This is a genomic window from Pseudomonas sp. NFACC37-1 (assembly GCF_900101575.1).
GTDB lineage: Bacteria > Pseudomonadota > Gammaproteobacteria > Pseudomonadales > Pseudomonadaceae > Aquipseudomonas > Aquipseudomonas fluorescens_AA.
The window spans coordinates 52610-69383 of sequence record NZ_FMUZ01000034.1 but is presented as its reverse complement, the minus strand read 5'-3'; the positions used below and the strand labels follow the sequence as shown (position 1 = coordinate 69383).

Annotated in this window: 12 protein-coding genes and 1 pseudogene; 4 read left to right on the top strand and 9 right to left on the bottom strand. The window is 62.4% G+C overall.

Annotation, left to right across the window (positions count from 1 at the left end; genetic code table 11):
- Positions 1–2 precede the first annotated feature (2 nt).
- A complete protein-coding gene (locus tag BLP82_RS25120) occupies positions 3–1463 on the top strand; it encodes a YifB family Mg chelatase-like AAA ATPase (RefSeq protein ID WP_256576675.1) in 1461 nt (486 codons plus the stop codon).
- Positions 1464–1469: 6 nt separating this feature from the next.
- Here the strand turns inward: BLP82_RS25120 and BLP82_RS25115 are convergent, their stop codons facing one another.
- The 4 genes and pseudogenes from BLP82_RS25115 to BLP82_RS25105 form a co-directional block, all read right to left on the bottom strand.
- Entirely contained in the window at positions 1470–2684 is a 1215-nt protein-coding gene (locus BLP82_RS25115; RefSeq protein WP_092174482.1) for an aldose 1-epimerase family protein, read from the bottom strand.
- A gap of 235 nt (positions 2685–2919) precedes the next feature.
- Positions 2920–3642: a methyl-accepting chemotaxis protein gene (locus tag BLP82_RS32190; protein ID WP_371914151.1), complete on the bottom strand. Its 723-nt coding sequence runs from the start codon at positions 3640–3642 to the stop codon at positions 2920–2922.
- Positions 3643–3822: 180 nt separating this feature from the next.
- A pseudogene (locus tag BLP82_RS32185) lies at positions 3823–4737 on the bottom strand (Cache 3/Cache 2 fusion domain-containing protein); the annotation flags it as partial.
- A 345-nt stretch (positions 4738–5082) separates the two neighbouring features.
- Positions 5083–6003, bottom strand: a complete 921-nt coding sequence (locus BLP82_RS25105; RefSeq protein ID WP_060740079.1) for a LysR substrate-binding domain-containing protein — start codon at positions 6001–6003, stop codon at positions 5083–5085.
- A gap of 158 nt (positions 6004–6161) precedes the next feature.
- On the opposite strand from BLP82_RS25105, the gene BLP82_RS25100 reads away from it, so the two are divergent.
- Positions 6162–7556 (top strand): NorM family multidrug efflux MATE transporter, encoded by a 1395-nt coding sequence (locus BLP82_RS25100; protein WP_092174503.1) that lies wholly within the window; start codon positions 6162–6164, stop codon positions 7554–7556.
- Between the two features lie 108 nt (positions 7557–7664).
- Here the strand turns inward: BLP82_RS25100 and BLP82_RS25095 are convergent, their stop codons facing one another.
- Entirely contained in the window at positions 7665–9338 is a 1674-nt protein-coding gene (locus BLP82_RS25095) for a putative bifunctional diguanylate cyclase/phosphodiesterase (protein WP_092174475.1), read from the bottom strand.
- Positions 9339–9611: 273 nt separating this feature from the next.
- Here BLP82_RS25095 and rep point away from each other — a divergent pair, with 273 nt between their 5' ends.
- Both rep and BLP82_RS25085 read left to right on the top strand, forming a co-directional pair.
- On the top strand, positions 9612–11621 hold the full coding sequence (gene rep / locus BLP82_RS25090; protein WP_060740076.1) for a DNA helicase Rep: 2010 nt from the start codon (positions 9612–9614) through the stop codon (positions 11619–11621).
- A 58-nt stretch (positions 11622–11679) separates the two neighbouring features.
- Entirely contained in the window at positions 11680–12252 is a 573-nt protein-coding gene (locus BLP82_RS25085; protein WP_003206836.1) for a xanthine phosphoribosyltransferase, read from the top strand.
- A 38-nt stretch (positions 12253–12290) separates the two neighbouring features.
- Here the strand turns inward: BLP82_RS25085 and BLP82_RS25080 are convergent, their stop codons facing one another.
- From BLP82_RS25080 to alr, 4 genes are all read right to left on the bottom strand, one after another.
- Complete coding sequence (locus BLP82_RS25080; RefSeq protein WP_092174470.1) at positions 12291–14222, bottom strand: acetyl-CoA hydrolase/transferase C-terminal domain-containing protein; 1932 nt, start codon at positions 14220–14222, stop codon at positions 12291–12293.
- Between the two features lie 135 nt (positions 14223–14357).
- Positions 14358–14771, bottom strand: coding sequence for a c-type cytochrome (locus BLP82_RS25075; RefSeq protein WP_092174467.1), 414 nt, complete (start codon positions 14769–14771; stop codon positions 14358–14360).
- Between the two features lie 183 nt (positions 14772–14954).
- Complete coding sequence (locus BLP82_RS25070; protein WP_003206841.1) at positions 14955–15503, bottom strand: cupin domain-containing protein; 549 nt, start codon at positions 15501–15503, stop codon at positions 14955–14957.
- Between the two features lie 128 nt (positions 15504–15631).
- Entirely contained in the window at positions 15632–16705 is a 1074-nt protein-coding gene (alr, locus tag BLP82_RS25065; protein WP_092174463.1) for an alanine racemase, read from the bottom strand.
- Positions 16706–16774: the final 69 nt, after the last annotated feature.

Below are 16774 nucleotides of genomic sequence, written 5' to 3'. Positions count from 1 at the left end.
AAGTGGGGGTCGAGGCTCCTGCCGTTACCGTTGAAGTCCACCTGGCCAATGGCTTGCCCTCGCTGACGATGGTTGGCCTGCCGGAGGCGGCGGTGAAGGAAAGCAAGGATCGGGTGCGCAGCGCGATCATCAACTCGGGGCTGAATTTTCCGGCGCGGCGCATCACCCTGAACCTGGCGCCGGCGGACCTGCCAAAAGACGGCGGCCGCTTCGACCTGGCCATCGCCTTGGGGATCCTGTCGGCCAGCGTGCAAGTGCCAACCCTGACGCTGGACGACGTGGAATGCCTCGGTGAACTGGCCTTGTCCGGCGCGGTGCGTCCGGTGCGTGGCGTGTTGCCCGCGGCGCTGGCGGCGCGCAAGGCCGGGCGCATGCTAGTGGTGCCACGGGCCAATGCCGAGGAAGCCTGCCTGGCCTCGGGGCTGAAGGTAATCGCCGTGGATCATCTGCTCGAAGCGGTGGCGCACTTCAACGGCCACACGCCGGTCGAGCCGTTCGTGTCCAATGGACTGCTCTCGGCCAGCAAGCCCTACCCCGACCTGAATGAAGTACAAGGCCAGGCCGGGGCCAAGCGGGCCTTGCTGATTGCCGCCGCGGGGGCCCACAACCTGTTGTTCAGCGGGCCACCGGGTACCGGCAAGACCTTGCTGGCGAGCCGCTTGCCAGGGCTGTTGCCGCCACTGGCCGAGAGCGAGGCCCTGGAGGTTGCGGCCATCCAGTCGGTGGCCAGTTGCGTGCCGTTGAGCCACTGGCCGCAACGCCCGTTTCGCCAGCCGCACCATTCGGCTTCCGGTCCGGCGCTGGTGGGTGGCGGGTCAAAACCGCAGCCAGGGGAGATTACCCTCGCCCATCATGGCGTGCTGTTTCTGGATGAACTGCCGGAGTTCGACCGCAAGGTGCTGGAGGTCTTGAGAGAACCTCTGGAGTCCGGCCACATCGTGGTTTCTCGCGCCCGGGATCGAGTGCGCTTTCCTGCGCGCTTCCAGTTGGTGGCGGCGATGAATCCCTGTCCCTGTGGCTATCTTGGCGAGCCCAATGGCCGCTGCGCCTGCACACCGGACATGGTACAGCGCTACCGCAACAAACTCTCCGGCCCGCTGCTGGACCGTATCGACCTGCACCTGACCGTGGCCCGGGAGGCTACGGCGTTGAACCCGAGGCTCGAACCCGGGGACGATACGGCCACGGTCGCAGAGCGCGTAGCCGAAGCCCGGGAACGCCAGCACCGCCGCCAGGGCTGCGCCAACGCTTTCCTCGATCTGCCGGGGTTGCGCCGGCATTGCAAGTTATCCACAACCGATGAAACCTGGCTGGAAACCGCCTGCGAGCGGCTGACCCTGTCGCTGCGCGCCGCCCACCGCTTGCTCAAGGTCGCCCGGACACTGGCGGACCTGGAGCAAGCGGGGAACATTCGCCGCGAGCACCTGGCCGAAGCGTTGCAGTACCGGCCGGCGTCGGCTTGAACCGCTTTACGGTTTGCTCAGGTCTACCAACGGTGTTTCCCGGACCTCGGTTTTTTGACCGTTCTGGATCGCATCGATGCGCTTGAGCGCCTTATCCACTGCGCCCTTGTCTGCCAACAGGCTGTAGTGAATCTGGAATTGCCGGTGCTCCTTCGGTCCGATCGTGGGCACCAGGCCCAGGGGGCGCTGGTATCGGCGGTTATAGGAAAAACTGGTGCCTGGCTCCAACCCAGTGACGTAGCCCTGGCCTTGGGTATCGGTGTTTTTCCAAAGGGAGAACACGGGCAGCGTACCTGTGTTGAAACCTACCGACACACCAAGGCTACCGGCCTTGTTGTGCAGCACGGTGAGGGTGTCGCCCTTGGCGTCGGCATAGGGCACGACGTTGTAGACGGTTTCGTCGTAATCCTTGGTCGGGGCCCGGTAGGTTTGCCAATCCGGCAAGTCGCCCTTGGCCTTGTCGTTGAACGGCGAGACCTGCTTGACCGGTGCCGCGAAACGAGCGCCCTGTTCCAGGAAAGGCGTGCTGAAATTGCTGTGGTAGAGCGCTTGGTATTCCTTCGGGTAATCGCCGTTGTTGGTCAGTGTGTCGCTGAGGGCGAATGTCACGCTGCCGGGCTCGGTGACCAGTTCGGTCTGCACCGAGAAATCGACCTTCTTGAACGCCTGCTCCTTCAACTCGCCCCGCAGGGTGATGGCGTAGGGTGGTTTTTCATCGATGTGCAAGGTGACTTTGTTGGCCGGAATATTGGCAGCGCGACCATGCAGGGTCAGCAGCTCACCATTGTCCATGCCAGGATGGCCGACCCATTCGTAGCCGCAGCGGGTGACCAACTCGTTGAAGCCTTCGAGCCAACCCAAGCCACCGCGACCGTTGAGTTCGATAAACGCCGGGTTGACCACCTCCTTGACCGGCGAATCCCAACCCATGCGCACATCACCGACGGAAGCCTGCAGCACATTCATGCCACGGGTTGGGACGACTGAAAGCTTCAGGGTGCCGTTGTCGATATCAACGATGCTGACGCCTTCTTGCCGGCCACCGTGCAGGGTGCGCATCGTCACGGAAAAGGGCTTGCCGGTTTTCACACCCAGTTGCTGGCTGGTGATTTGCCAGGGTTGGGCGGCTTTATCGGTATCCAGCAGGACGTAATCCCAAGCCATCGCCTGGGTGGCAGCGCCCAAGGCGCCAAGGGTAACGAGGAGTTTGAGCGGAGTCATGGACGCGACCTTTTATTGGAGTTGTGCGGTTTTTATAGACTTGAAGAAACGTTTCAGCAAGCTTAAAAACAGCAATACCCTTAAAAAGCACGACTACATGATCGACAGCGATTTGTGGGAGCGAGCGTGCTCGCGATGGCGGTGGGTCAGATTGGGATGATGCTGGCTGGGCAACCCCAATCGCGAGCAAGCCCGCTCCCACCGGGAATCTCTGGGAGCGGACTTGTGAGAGGCTTCAGCGGAACCGATCAACCTCTTGGCGCAGGTCCTGGGCCAGCTTCTCCAGTTCCTTGGCGGTGACCGCCAGGTTCGAGACTACCTGGCGCTGCTCACTGTTGGCCATGGCGATGCTTTGCAGGTTGCTGCTGAGCAGGGTCGCGGTGCTGCTTTGTTCCTGGGTGGCGGTGGTGATCGCCGCGAATTGCTGGCCAGCCGAACGGCTCTGCTCGTCGATTCGCGCCAGGGCCGAGGCCACATTGGCGTTGCGCGACAGGCCTTCCTGCATCAACAGGTTGCCCTGTTCCATGGTGCTGATGGCATTGCCGGTTTCCTGCTGGATGCTGTTGATCATGCCGGAGATTTCGTCAGTGGCCTGACGGGTGCGGGACGCCAGGCTGCGGACTTCATCGGCCACCACGGCGAAACCACGGCCCTGCTCGCCGGCCCGGGCAGCTTCAATGGCGGCGTTCAAAGCCAGCAGGTTGGTCTGTTCGGCAATCGAGGTGATGACCCCCACGATGCCGCCGATTTCCTGGGATCGCTGGCCCAGGGTATTGATGACTGTGGCCGTGCTGTTCAGCGCGCCGGCGATTTGTTCCAGGGACGACGACGCTTCATCCATCGAGGTGCGGCCAATGCGGGTTTGCTGGGCGTTTTCCTGGGCCAGGCGCTCGGTGTTGCCCATGTTGTCGGCAATGTTCAAGGAGGTCGCGCTGAACTCTTCCACCGCGCCGGCCATACTGGTGATTTCGCCCGATTGCTGTTCCATGCCTTCGTACGCCCCGCTGGACAACCCGGACAGGGCCTGGGCGCGGCTGTTGACCTCCTGGGAGGCCTTGCGGATGTGCTCGACCATGGTCGACAGGGCCTGGCTCATCTGGTTGAAAGCGCGGGCCAACTGACCGATTTCGTCATGGCTCGACACGTTCAGGCGTACGCTCAGGTCGCCGGCGCCCAACGCTTCGGCCTGGCGCACCAGATCCCCCAGTGGCGCCAGTTTGCTACGCAACAACCACATTGCCGAACCGACCGCCAACAGCATCGCCAGCAGGCTGCCAATGGCCAGTTGCGTACCGACGCTCCAGGTCACGGCGCGGATCTCGGTTTTCGGCATGCTCGCCACCACCGCCCACGGCCCGCCCTCGAACGGTACGGCAACGCTGTAGAAATCTTCGGCGGTATCGGCCCAGAACGCGCCCTTGCCCGGCTTTTTGATCAAGCCGGTGATGGTCGTGGTGGCGTTGTCCAGCGCCTGCACGCCGGCGGGCGGCACCAGCCATTTGTTTTGTTCGTCCAGCAGCGCCAGGGAGCCGGTCTGGCCAATGCGGAAGCGCTTGAGGTTTTCGAACTGCGCGTTCTGCGCATCGGTGTAGTCGAAGCCTACGTACAACACGGCAATGATCTTGCCGCTGCTGTCGCGCACAGGCGTGTACTGCGACATGTAGAAGCGCCCGAAAAGCAGGGCCCGGCCAATGTAGCTTTGCCCGCTGATCACCGGACCGTAGGCAGGACCGGCGCGGTCGAGCACAGTGCCGATGGCCCGCGTACCGTCCTGTTTGCTGACGGAGGTACTGACGCGGATGAAATCGTCGCCGCTGCGCACGAATACCGTGGCGACCCCGGCGGTCATCGCTTTGAAGTCATCCACTTCCTTGAAGTTGTTGTTCAACACTTCGCTACCCAGGGTCAAGCCTGGGGTTTGCACGCCCGCCACTGTCACCGGCTGGTCCGGGTGCACGCTCAGGCCCGCGCTGAAGCGCTTTTCGAACAGGCCGGCCAGGCGCTGGGTGCTCTCGCGCAAGGTGCCGTGGAACGTATTGAGCTGATCGGCCATGAGGCGCGCTTCGCTGGCCAAGTGCTCTTCACGGGTGGCAAGGTTGGCAGCGTCCAGCGAACGCAAGGCGAAGACGGTACTGCCGGAGATCACGATCGCCAGTATCACGGCGAGGGCAAGGCCTAGCTGTGAGGCGATCCGGGCGCGGGGTTGAGACATGACGGCTCCTGGCCGAGAGACTGGATCATCCTGATCACGTCGCACGCTCGGCATTTTATTCGGGTGAGGTGTAAGTAGACCCTTTCTGAACGAGGGTTCCATGTTCACGGATTCGGCGGCAACGCCAAATACTTGAGCGGTTTGCACGGATTAATGCCAAGTGGCTAGCACGCCAACTTCAACGTTTCAGCTTAGACGTTGTACATCAGGCAGTTGCATGGCCTTGACCTCGCCTTGGAGAAAGTCGCTGAGCCGGCGCAAACGTTCACCTCCCGGCCGGGTTTTCGGCCAGACCAGGTAATAGTGTTCCCCGCTGGCGACAGCCGTCGGCCATGGCAGGCTCAGGCGCCCTTGGGCAACGTCCTCGGCCACCATCAGCAAGTCGCCCATGGAGACCCCATAGCCACGTGCGGCCGCGATCATGCCCAACTCCAGGGTATCGAACACCTGTCCCCCCTTGAGCGAGACCTTGTCGGACAGCCCCATACGTTGCAACCAGTTGCGCCAGTCCCGGCGATCCGGCGTTGGATGCAGCAGTTCAGCACTGGCCAGCCGCGCCACATCCCAGGGCTGGTCATTCAACAGGTTCGGCGCGCCCACCGGGATCAATTCCTCGGGAAACAGCAAACTGGCCTCCCAGTCCGCCGGAAAATGCCCGTTGCCCAGCAATACGGCGCAATCGAAGGGCTCGACGTTGAAGTCCACCGAATCGATGTCCATCCAGGCACTGGTCAGTTGCACCTCGTTGCCGGGCTGCAGATGCCGGAAGCGACTCAGGCGCGCCAACAACCAACGCATGGTCAGCGTGGAAGGCGCCTTCATGCGCAGGATGCCGTCTTCGCCATGCAAGGTATGGCAGGCCCGCTCCAGCGCCATGAAACCCTCGCGCACGCCCGGCAGCAGCAACCGCGCCGCCTCGGTCAACTGCAGGTTGCGGCCGCTGCGCAGGAACAGCCGGCAGGCAAAGTGATCTTCCAGCGTGCGAATGTGCCGGCTGACGGCGCTCTGGGTGATCGACAGCTCTTCGGCGGCCCGGGTGAACGAGCTATAGCGCGCCGCGGCTTCAAATGCTCGCAACGCATAAAGAGGAGGAAGACGACGGGACATCGCAAAAGCTCCATGGCGTGGTTTGCAAACCCTACCAGAAACCCATCCAGCATGAGTTTTAATCATGCCAGCGATCTTTTTTATCCTTTTGTGCAATCCGCCAAGAGCACCGAGAATCGTCGCTTTACTGCCTTGTTTGAACATGGAGCGTGATGATCATGCGGCATCCGGTGCGTATCGAACTCTGGGCCATCCTGCGGCTGGCGGGGCCGTTGATTGCCTCACAGTTGGCGCACATGCTGATGGTGCTCACCGACACCGTGATGATGGCGCGCCTGAGCCCCGAAGCCCTCGCCGGAGGCGGGCTCGGGGCGGCCACCTATTCCTTCGTGTCGATCTTCTGCATCGGCGTGATTGCCGCGGTGGGCACCCTGGTCGCGATCCGCCAGGGCGCGGGCGATATCGAAGGCGCCACCCGGCTGACCCAGGCCGGGCTTTGGCTGGCCTGGTTGATGGCGCTGATGGCCGGGTTGCTGCTGTGGAATCTCAAGCCCGTGCTGCTGATGTTCGGCCAGACCGAAACCAACGTGTTGTCCGCCGGCCAGTTCCTGCTGGCGCTGCCGTTCGCCCTGCCCGGCTACCTGAGCTTCATGGCCCTGCGCGGCTTCACCAGCGCCATCGGCCGGGCCACGCCGGTCATGGTGATCAGTCTCGGCGGCACGGTGGCCAACTTCCTGCTCAACTACGCGCTCATCACCGGCATGTTCGGCCTGCCAAAACTCGGCTTGATGGGCATCGGCCTGGTCACGGCCATTGTCGCCAACTGCATGGCCCTGGCCCTGGCCTGGCACATCCATCGGCACCCGGCCTACCGTGCCTATCCGCTGCTGGATGGGCTGTCGCGGCCCAATCGCCAATACCTCAAGGAGCTGTGGCGCCTGGGCCTGCCGATCGGTGGCACCTATGCGGTGGAAGTCGGGCTGTTCGCGTTCGCCGCGCTGTGCATGGGCACCATGGGCAGTACGCCGTTGGCGGCCCACCAGATCGCCCTGCAAATCGTCTCGGTGGCGTTCATGGTACCGGCGGGAATGTCCTACGCCATCACCATGCGTATCGGCCAGCACTACGGCGCCGGGCAGCTGTGGATGGCGCGCCTGGCCGGTCGGGTCGGCATTGGTTTTGGCGCGGCCGCGATGCTGGCGTTCGCCATGGTGTTCTGGTTGTTGCCCCATCAATTGATCGGTTTGTTCCTGGACCACGATGACCCGGCGTTCCGCGACGTGATCAACCTGGCCGTGAGCCTGTTGGCGGTGGCGGCGTGGTTCGAGCTGTTCGACGGCACGCAAACCATCGCCATGGGCTGCATTCGCGGGCTCAAGGACGCCAAGACCACCTTCCTGGTGGGCCTGGGTTGCTATTGGCTGATCGGCGCACCGTCGGCGTGGTGGATGGCGTTCCACCTGAACTGGGGACCGACCGGTGTCTGGTGGGGCTTGGCCCTGGGGCTGGCCTGCGCGGCCGTGAGCCTGACCCTGGCGTTTGAATGGAAGATGAAGCGGATGATTCGCAGTGAGGCTGGACTGCGGCGCTTCGAGAGCATCCAAGCCGAGTGAGATTCTCCATGTGGGAGCGGGCTTGCTCGCGAAGGCGGTGTATCAGCCGCACATATATCGACTGACACGCCGCCTTCGCGAGCAAGCTCGCTCCCACATGGGTTTGTGTCAGCCCACGACGTCGTGTGTGGAGTGCTGATCACTTTCGAACGTCAAATACTCAACCAATTCCGGCAACGGCAACGGCTTGCTGATCAGGAAGCCCTGCACCTGGTCGCAACCGAAACCGCGTAGCAGGTCCAGTTGCTCCTGGGTTTCCACACCTTCGGCCACCACCTCCAGGTTGAGGTTGTGGGCCAGGTTGATCATGGCGTGCACCAGCTTGCGGTTCTCTTCGCGCTGCTCCATGCCGCCGACGAAGCTCTTGTCGATCTTGAGCAAGGCGATCGGCAGGCTGTTGAGGTGCACGAACGAGGAGAACCCGGTGCCAAAGTCGTCCAGGGAGAAGCGCACCCCCAGGCGACCCAGGGCATCCATGGTCTGCTTGACCAGTTCGCTGCGGCGCATGACGGCGGTTTCGGTGAGTTCGAATTCCAGCCATTGCGCCTCGACACCCCGCTCGGCAATCAGTCGGCTCAAGGTCGGCAGCAACTGGCTGTCCTGGAACTGCCGGAACGACAGGTTGACCGCCATGTGCAACGGCGCCAGCCCTCGTTCGCGCAGGGCCTGCATGTCCCGCAGCGCCCGGGAAATCACCCAGTAGCCCAACGGCACGATCAGGCCGCTCTGTTCGGCCAGCGGCACGAACTCACTCGGGGGCAGCAAGCCGCGTTCGCCGTGACGCCAGCGCACCAGGGCTTCGAGGCCGACGATATGGCCGCCATCGAGATTCAACCGTGGCTGGTAATGCAGTTCCAATTCGTCGCGACGCAGTGCCCGGCGCAGTTCGCTTTCCAGGTCGGCAAGGCTGCGGGCATTGCGATTGATGCGCTCGTTGAAGATATGAAAGGTGCAGCCCTGGGTGCTCTTGGCCTGCTGCATGGCGATGTGGGCATGCCACATCAGCGGATCGGCGCCGGCCTGGGCGCGGGCATGGGCGACGCCCAGGCTGCAACCGATCAGCAGGCTTTCGCCGTCCACCCAATAGGGTTCGGCCAAGGCTTCGGTAATACGCTCGGCCATCCACTCGGCCCGCTGCGGAGCGCGGCGGGTGTCGATCAGCAAGGCAAATTCATCACTGCCCAGCCGCGCCAATTGATCGCCGGCTTCGAGCGCCCCCTTTAGCCGCGACACCACTTGCAGGATCAAGCGGTCGCCGGCCTGGTGACCGAGGGCGTCGTTGGCGTGGCGAAAGTTGTCCAGATCCAGGTGACCGAGCGCCAAGCCTCGGCCGTCGTTTTCCGCCAGGCGCGCCGCCAGCAATGTCTGGAAACCCTGGCGATTGGCGATGCCTGTCAATGGATCCTGCTCGGCGAGGCGCTGCAGGGTGTTTTCCAACACGCCGCGCTCGCGCACATGGCGCAGGCAACGACGCAGGGTCGCGCTGTCGAGGACATCACGCACCAACCAGTCGCTGGCACCGTCGGGGGCAACCGCCGGCTCGTGCTCGAGCAACAGGATGGTCGGCAGGCTGCAACGGCCCGGTGCCGGTTGCAACGTCGCAACGGTCAGCAACACCGCGTTGCGATTGTCTTCGAACAGGCTGCTGACGGACTCCCAGCTCGGGGCGCTGATCAACACGACCGAGGGGCCCATGGGCACCAGGCACTCGCGCAGTATCGCTGACCACTCTGGCTCTTGGGCCAATAACAGCAAACGCAAGGGTTCGACAGGCGTTGACAAGCTGACTCCCTAGACTCTGCAAGGTGGTAGGCGCCGGGCATTATGACCTGCCGATGGGCAATGACCAATGCCAACGGTTCTCAAACACGCGCTTTCGGTGGTTTTTTCCCACTCCAAATGCTGCGCGGGCCCCAATTGGTTCCACATCCTGCGTGAAAGTGGCAGAAGCGGCAAATGACAATCCTGCATGCGTCACAAGTCGGACAGAGCAGCACAATTCTCAGAGCCTGTTAAAATGCCGGCCCATTTCGCAAACGACTCCCTGACTCTGTCATGTCCCGACTCAATCCCCGGCAGCAAGAAGCCGTGAACTATGTCGGCGGCCCTCTTTTGGTGCTCGCCGGTGCAGGCTCCGGCAAGACCAGCGTAATCACCCGCAAGATCGCGCACCTGATCCAGAACTGCGGCATCCGCGCCCAATACATCGTCGCCATGACGTTCACCAACAAGGCCGCCCGAGAAATGAAAGAGCGGGTCGGCGGCCTGTTGCGCGCCGGCGAAGGCCGCGGCCTGACGGTCTGCACCTTCCACAACCTGGGCCTGAACATCATCCGCAAGGAGCACGCGCGGCTGGGCTACAAACCGGGCTTCTCGATTTTCGACGAGACCGACGTCAAGGCCCTGATGACCGACATCATGCAAAAGGAATACTCGGGCGACGACGGCGTGGACGAGATCAAGAACATGATCGGTTCGTGGAAAAACGACCTGATCCTGCCCGCCGAAGCCCTGGAGAACGCCCGCAACCCCAAGGAACAGACTGCCGCCATCGTCTACACCCACTACCAACGCACCCTCAAGGCGTTCAACGCGGTGGATTTCGACGACCTGATCCTGTTGCCGGTCAAGCTGTTCCAGGACCACGCCGACATTCTCGAAAAATGGCAGAACAAGGTCCGCTACCTGCTGGTGGACGAATACCAGGACACCAACGCCAGCCAGTATCTGCTGGTGAAGCTGCTGATCGGCAAGCGCAACCAGTTCACCGTGGTGGGCGACGACGACCAGTCGATCTATGCCTGGCGCGGCGCGCGTCCGGAAAACCTGATGCTGCTCAAGGACGACTATCCGTCGCTCAAAGTGGTGATGCTGGAGCAGAACTACCGCTCCACCAGCCGCATCCTGCGCTGCGCCAACGTGCTGATTTCCAACAACCCCCACGAGTTCGAAAAACAACTGTGGAGCGAGATGGGCCACGGCGACGAGATCCGCGTGATCCGTTGCCGCAACGAAGACGCCGAAGCCGAGCGCGTGGCCATGGAAATCCTCAGCCTGCACCTGCGCACCGACCGGCCGTACAGCGACTTTGCGATCCTGTACCGCGGCAACTACCAGGCCAAGCTGATCGAGCTGAAATTGCAGCATCACCAGATCCCCTATCGCCTGTCGGGGGGCAACAGCTTCTTCGGGCGCCAGGAAGTGAAGGACCTGATGGCCTACTTCCGCCTGATCGTGAACCCGGACGACGACAACGCCTTCCTGCGGGTGATTAATGTGCCGCGCCGGGAAATCGGTTCGACCACCCTGGAAAAACTCGGCAACTACGCCACCGAGCGCAAGATCTCGATGTACGCCGCCACCGATGAAATCGGCCTGGGCGAACATCTGGACAGCCGCTTCACCGATCGCCTGGCGCGCTTCAAGCGTTTCATGGACAAGGTACGTGAGCAGTGCGCCGGGGAAGATCCGATCTCGGCGCTGCGCAGCATGGTCATGGACATCGACTACGAGAACTGGCTGCGCACCAACAGCTCCAGCGACAAGGCCGCCGATTACCGCATGGGTAACGTCTGGTTCCTGATCGAGGCGTTGAAGAACACCCTGGAAAAGGACGAAGACGGCGAGATGACGGTCGAGGACGCCATCGGCAAACTCGTGCTGCGGGACATGCTCGAGCGCCAGCAGGAAGAGGAAGACGGCGCCGAAGGCGTGCAGATGATGACCCTTCACGCCTCCAAGGGCCTGGAATTTCCCTACGTGTTCATCATGGGCATGGAAGAGGAAATCCTGCCGCACCGTTCCAGCATCGAGGCCGACACCATCGAGGAAGAACGGCGCCTGGCCTATGTCGGCATTACCCGGGCACGCCAGACGCTGGCCTTTACCTTCGCTGCCAAGCGCAAGCAGTACGGCGAAGTGATCGACTGCGCCCCCAGCCGCTTTCTCGATGAGCTGCCGCCGGACGACCTGGCCTGGGAAGGCAACGACGACACGCCGACGGAAGTCAAAGTTGTTCGCGGCAACAGTGCCCTGGCGGATATACGCGCGATGCTAAAGCGCTAGAATCGACTACTTTTTTTCAACGACTTCAGGCGCTGAAGGCGTCATCAGAGGAGGCTTCATGGAAGCCCTGCACCAGAAAATTCGTGAACAAGGCATCGTGCTTTCCGATCAGGTCCTGAAAGTCGACGCGTTCCTGAACCACCAGATCGACCCGCAATTGATGAAGCTGATCGGCGACGAATTCGCCGCGCTGTTCAAGGATTCGGGCATCACCAAGATCGTCACCATCGAAGCCTCGGGCATTGCCCCGGCGATAATGACCGGGCTGAACCTTGGCGTACCGGTGATCTTCGCCCGCAAGCAACAATCCCTGACCCTGACGGAGAACCTGCTGTCGGCCACCGTGTATTCGTTTACCAAGAAAACCGAAAGCACCGTTGCCATCAGCCCGCGTCACCTGACCAGCAGTGATCGGGTGCTGATCATCGATGACTTCCTGGCCAACGGCAAAGCCTCCCAGGCGCTGATTTCCATCATCAAGCAGGCCGGCGCCACCGTCGCCGGGCTGGGGATCGTGATCGAGAAGTCGTTCCAGGGCGGCCGCGCGGAACTGGACGCCCAGGGCTATCGCGTTGAATCCTTGGCCCGGGTGAAGTCGCTGGCGGGTGGGGTCGTGACCTTCATCGACTAACCCAGTGTCCCCTGTGGGACAGTGCTCCCACAGGGGTTTCAGGTTGATTGTTGTGCAGTAGCCTTGAGACCGGCCAGCAGCAGCCGCTGGAACAGCTCCTCCTTCAGCCCTTCAGGACTGGTCAGCTGCATCCGCTCCAGATGCCCGGCAAATTCCCAGGGCTCTGGCGCATCCAGCGCGGCTTTGCCCAACTCCAGGATCTCGGTGAGCTTGAACTTGCTTTTGAGCCAGTTCAGCGCCCGCAACAGGTCCCGCTCGACCCCATCGAAATCACACCCCAGCGGGTATTCGGGAAACAGATTCGGATGCCGAGCCTGGATCGCCTGCAATCGCTCCGACGTGTTGTCGGCGAACCGCGGATCGAGGCGGAAATCCTTCGGCAATTTGCCAGCCTTCTGCGCCTGCTCGATCAGCCCTGGCTGGAAGCGCGAGTCGCTGATGTTCAGCAACGCCTCGATCACCGCGGCGTCGGTCTTGCCGCGCAGGTCGGCGATGCCGTATTCGGTCACCACGATGTCGCGCAGGTGCCGGGGGATCGTGCAATGGCCGTATTCCCAGACGATGTTCGAGCTGATCTCCCCCCCGGCCTCGCGCCAACTGCGCAGCAGCAGGATCGAGCGCCCGCCCTCCAGCGCATGGCCCTGGGCAACGAAGTTGTATTGCCCGCCGACGCCGCTGAGCACTCGCCCGTCCTCCAACTGATCGGCCACCCCGGCCCCCATCAGGGTCATGGTGAAGACGGTATTGATGAAACGGGCATCGAGGCGCTGCAGGCGCTTGAGCGGCTCCTGGCCGTAGAGCTCGTTGATGTAACTGATGCGCGTCATGTTGAATTCGAGAAGACGGCTCTGCGGCAACTCGCGCAGGCGCTCGTAAAAACTGCGCGGGCCGAGGAAGAATCCGCCGTGTATGCAGATGCCGTCGGGTTGTGCCGCCTCGTCGAGGGTTCCGGCGTTCGCTCGTTCCTGGGTCGGCTCGTCGGGGTAGACCTTGCGCCGGATGATCCCGGCCTCGGCCAGCACCAGCAAACCGTTGACGAACATTTCACTGCAACCGTACAGCCCTTTGGCAAACGGCTCGACCCCGCCCTCGCGCTCGATCAGTTGCGCCCACTGGCTAAGGTTCAGGTCCGCCAGCAACGCCTGGTAACCGGCGTTATCGGCCTGACGCGCCAGCAGCGCCGCCGTCAACGCATCGCCCATGGCGCCGATGCCGATCTGCAATGTCCCGCCGTCACGCACCAGGGTACTGGCGTGCAGGCCTATCAGATGATCCTGGAAACCCACCGGCATGTTCGGCGTGGAAAACAGCGTGTGGCTGTCCTTCTCGTCGATCAACAGGTCGAAAGCGTCGATGCCGACTTCCGCGTCGCCCGGCATGTAAGGCAAATCGTTGTGCACCTGGCCGACCAGGAGAATGGTCTCCCCGGCCGCCCGGCGCTTGGCGATCATCGGCAGCAGGTCGAGGGTGATGTCCGGGTTGCAGCTCAGGCTCAGGCGGTCCGGGTGTTCCGGGGCGCTCGCCACCAGTTGCGCCACCAGGTTCAAGCCGGCGGCGTTGATGTCCCGGGCCGCATGGCTGTAGTTGCTGCTGACATAGTCCTGCTGGGCCGACGCACTGTGCAACAGGCTGCCAGGCTGCATGAAGAACTGCTGGACGTGGATGTTGGCCGGCAGACTGTCCTGGTGCAGGTCGACCAGGTAATCCAGCTCGGGATAGTCGCCGAAGACCCGCTCGACAAAGGGTTCGAGGAAGCGCTTCTGCAAACCATCGCCCAGGTTTGGCCGGCCCAGGCTCAGGGCGGTGTAGATCGTCAGCTGTCGCTCGGGCAGCTGTGCGATGCGCCGGTACAACGCGTTAGCGAACAGGTTGGGCTTGCCCAGCCCCAGGGGCATGCCGAGGTGAATATGCGCGGGCAGGCGCTCGAGCACGTCATCCACCGCCTGTTCGATTGAACACAACTGCACCATCGGACCCTCCAGGACATTCCATGAATGTGGGTTGGACCGAGCTTGCCGGGTCTTGGTTGCGATGAACAGTCCCGAAAAATCCGAGGCGCAAAAAAGCCGCTCGTAAGCGGCTTTTTTGTGAAGGATGCCGACGTATTACAGACCGGACATCTCTTTGATAGCACCCTTGAGGTCGTCATCCGAGCAATCGGCGCAGGTGCCTTTAGGTGGCATGGCGTTGATGCCGGTAATGGCCTTGGCCAGGATGCCGTCGAGACCGCCCTGGTGATCGGCGCGTTCTTTCCACGCAGCCTTGTCACCAATTTTCGGCGCGCCCAGCAGGCCCGTGCCGTGGCAAGCGTTGCAATGCTTTGCAATTACGTCTTTCGGCGCCTTGGCACCGCCGGCGCCGCCGGCCGAGGCCACGACTTCCATACCCTTGCATTCCTTGCCCTGGACGCAGACCTGGCCGACGGGTTCAAGGCGCTTGGCGATTTCGTCGTTCGGCGCCGCTTGAGCGGTCGCAGCCCATAGGGCCAATACGGTTGCTGGTGCAGCCAGCATTTTCATAATTAGGTTCACGCGTACACCCTCAATGGTGGCTAGTCACGCCTGCGGCCACGGTTTGCAGGCGGGCGCAAGTATAGCGGTAAGCCTGTCACTCCGAAACAACCCCAAAGTCGCAAGGGTCTTGTTTGTCATGACAGCCCAACAGGTGGGCGCCTTTGCCACGCGGGCCTGGCGCCTCTTGGTCTAGAAATTGGCCGGCGTGGCTGCGCTGATCAGTCGCGCCGGCACGTCGAACGGATTACGGAAACGGTGGGGCTTGGTACTCTCAAAATAGTAGCTGTCGCCAGCCTCGAGCACGAAGGTTTCGACACCGACCACCAATTCCAGCCGCCCTTCCACCAGGATCCCGGTCTCCTCACCCTCATGGGTGAGCATCTCTTCGCCGGTATCGGCACCCGGCGGATAGATCTCGTTGAGAAAGGCAATCGCCCGGCTCGGATGCGCCCGGCCCACCAGCTTCATGGTCACGGCACCATCGGAGATGTCGATCAATTCGTTGGCTTTGTAGACGATCTGGGTCGGTTTTTCCTGAAGGATCTCTTCGGAGAAAAACTCGACCATGGACATGGGAATCCCGCCAAGGACCTTACGCAGCGAGCTGATCGAGGGGCTGACGCTGTTCTTCTCGATCATCGAAATAGTGCTGTTGGTGACGCCCGCGCGCTTGGCGAGTTCACGCTGGGAAAGGCCTTTGAGTTTACGAATGGATTGCAGTCGTTCACCGACGTCCAATGCTGGAGCCTCCAGGGAATCAGGTTGTGAGGAAAGTGAGCGTTATCATGGCGACAGCGTTCAGTATTTACAACACTTTGACCCGAATCCTGTGCGGCGAAGCGACTTTCGGTAGGTGGCGCTTCGTCTCAGCCCCCGGAATAGAGCCGTGGCACCCGCCGCAGGTTGCAAAAAATCTGATAAGGAATCGTGTCGGCGGCCTTGGCGACATCACTGGCGAGGATGTTCTTGCCCCACAACTCCACGGTCGAGCCGAGCCCGGCCTGGGGGACATGGGTCAAGTCGACACACAGCATGTCCATCGACACCCGCCCGACCAGCTGGCTGCGCTGCCCATCCACCAGCACCGGCGTGCCGTTCGGCGCCTGGCGTGGGTAGCCGTCGGCATAGCCCATGGCGACCACGCCAACCCGAGTCGGTTGCGTGGTCACGAAGCGAGCACCGTAGCCCACCGGCTCACCGGCGGGCAATTCACGCACACAGATGATCTTCGATTCCAAGGTCATCACCGGTTGCAGGCGCGAGGCGACAGTGTTGGGTTCGTCGAAGGGGGTCGCGCCGTAGAGCATGATGCCCGGCCGCACCCAGTCGCTCGGCATCTGCGGCCAGCCCAGCACCGCAGGGGAGTTGCGCAGGCTGATCTCTGCCGCCAGCCCCTGACGGGCCGCCTCGAACACGGCCAGTTGCTCGGTGCTGCTGGGATCGTGCAGTTCATCGGCACGGGCGAAGTGGCTCATCAGGACAATCTTCGCCACTTTGCCGCTGGCGAGCAGGCGACGGTAGGCCGCCTGGTAATCCGCCGGATGCAGGCCGACCCGGTGCATGCCGGAATCGAGCTTGAGCCAGACCGTGATCGGCTGGCTCAACGCGGCTTTTTCAATCGCTTCGAGCTGCCACAACGAATGCACCACGCACCAGAAATCATGCTCGACGATCAACGGCAACTCATCGGCTTCGAAAAACCCCTCCAACAGCAGGATCGGCCCACGGATCCCACCGGCCCGCAGCTCCAGGGCTTCTTCGATGCAGGCCACGGCGAACCCGTCCGCCGTGCCCTGTAGCGCCTCGGCGCACCGCACGGCACCGTGCCCGTAGGCGTCGGCCTTGATCACCGCAAGGGCCTTGGCCCCCGTGACCTCACGGGCCAATTGGTAGTTGTGACGCAGGGCTTGGAGATCGATCAGGGCACGGGCAGGACGCATGGCGGCAGGCTTCTAGGCGGTCATGAATAAAAAACCGGCGCAGGTTGGCAGGGTGAACCACCCAGCGCC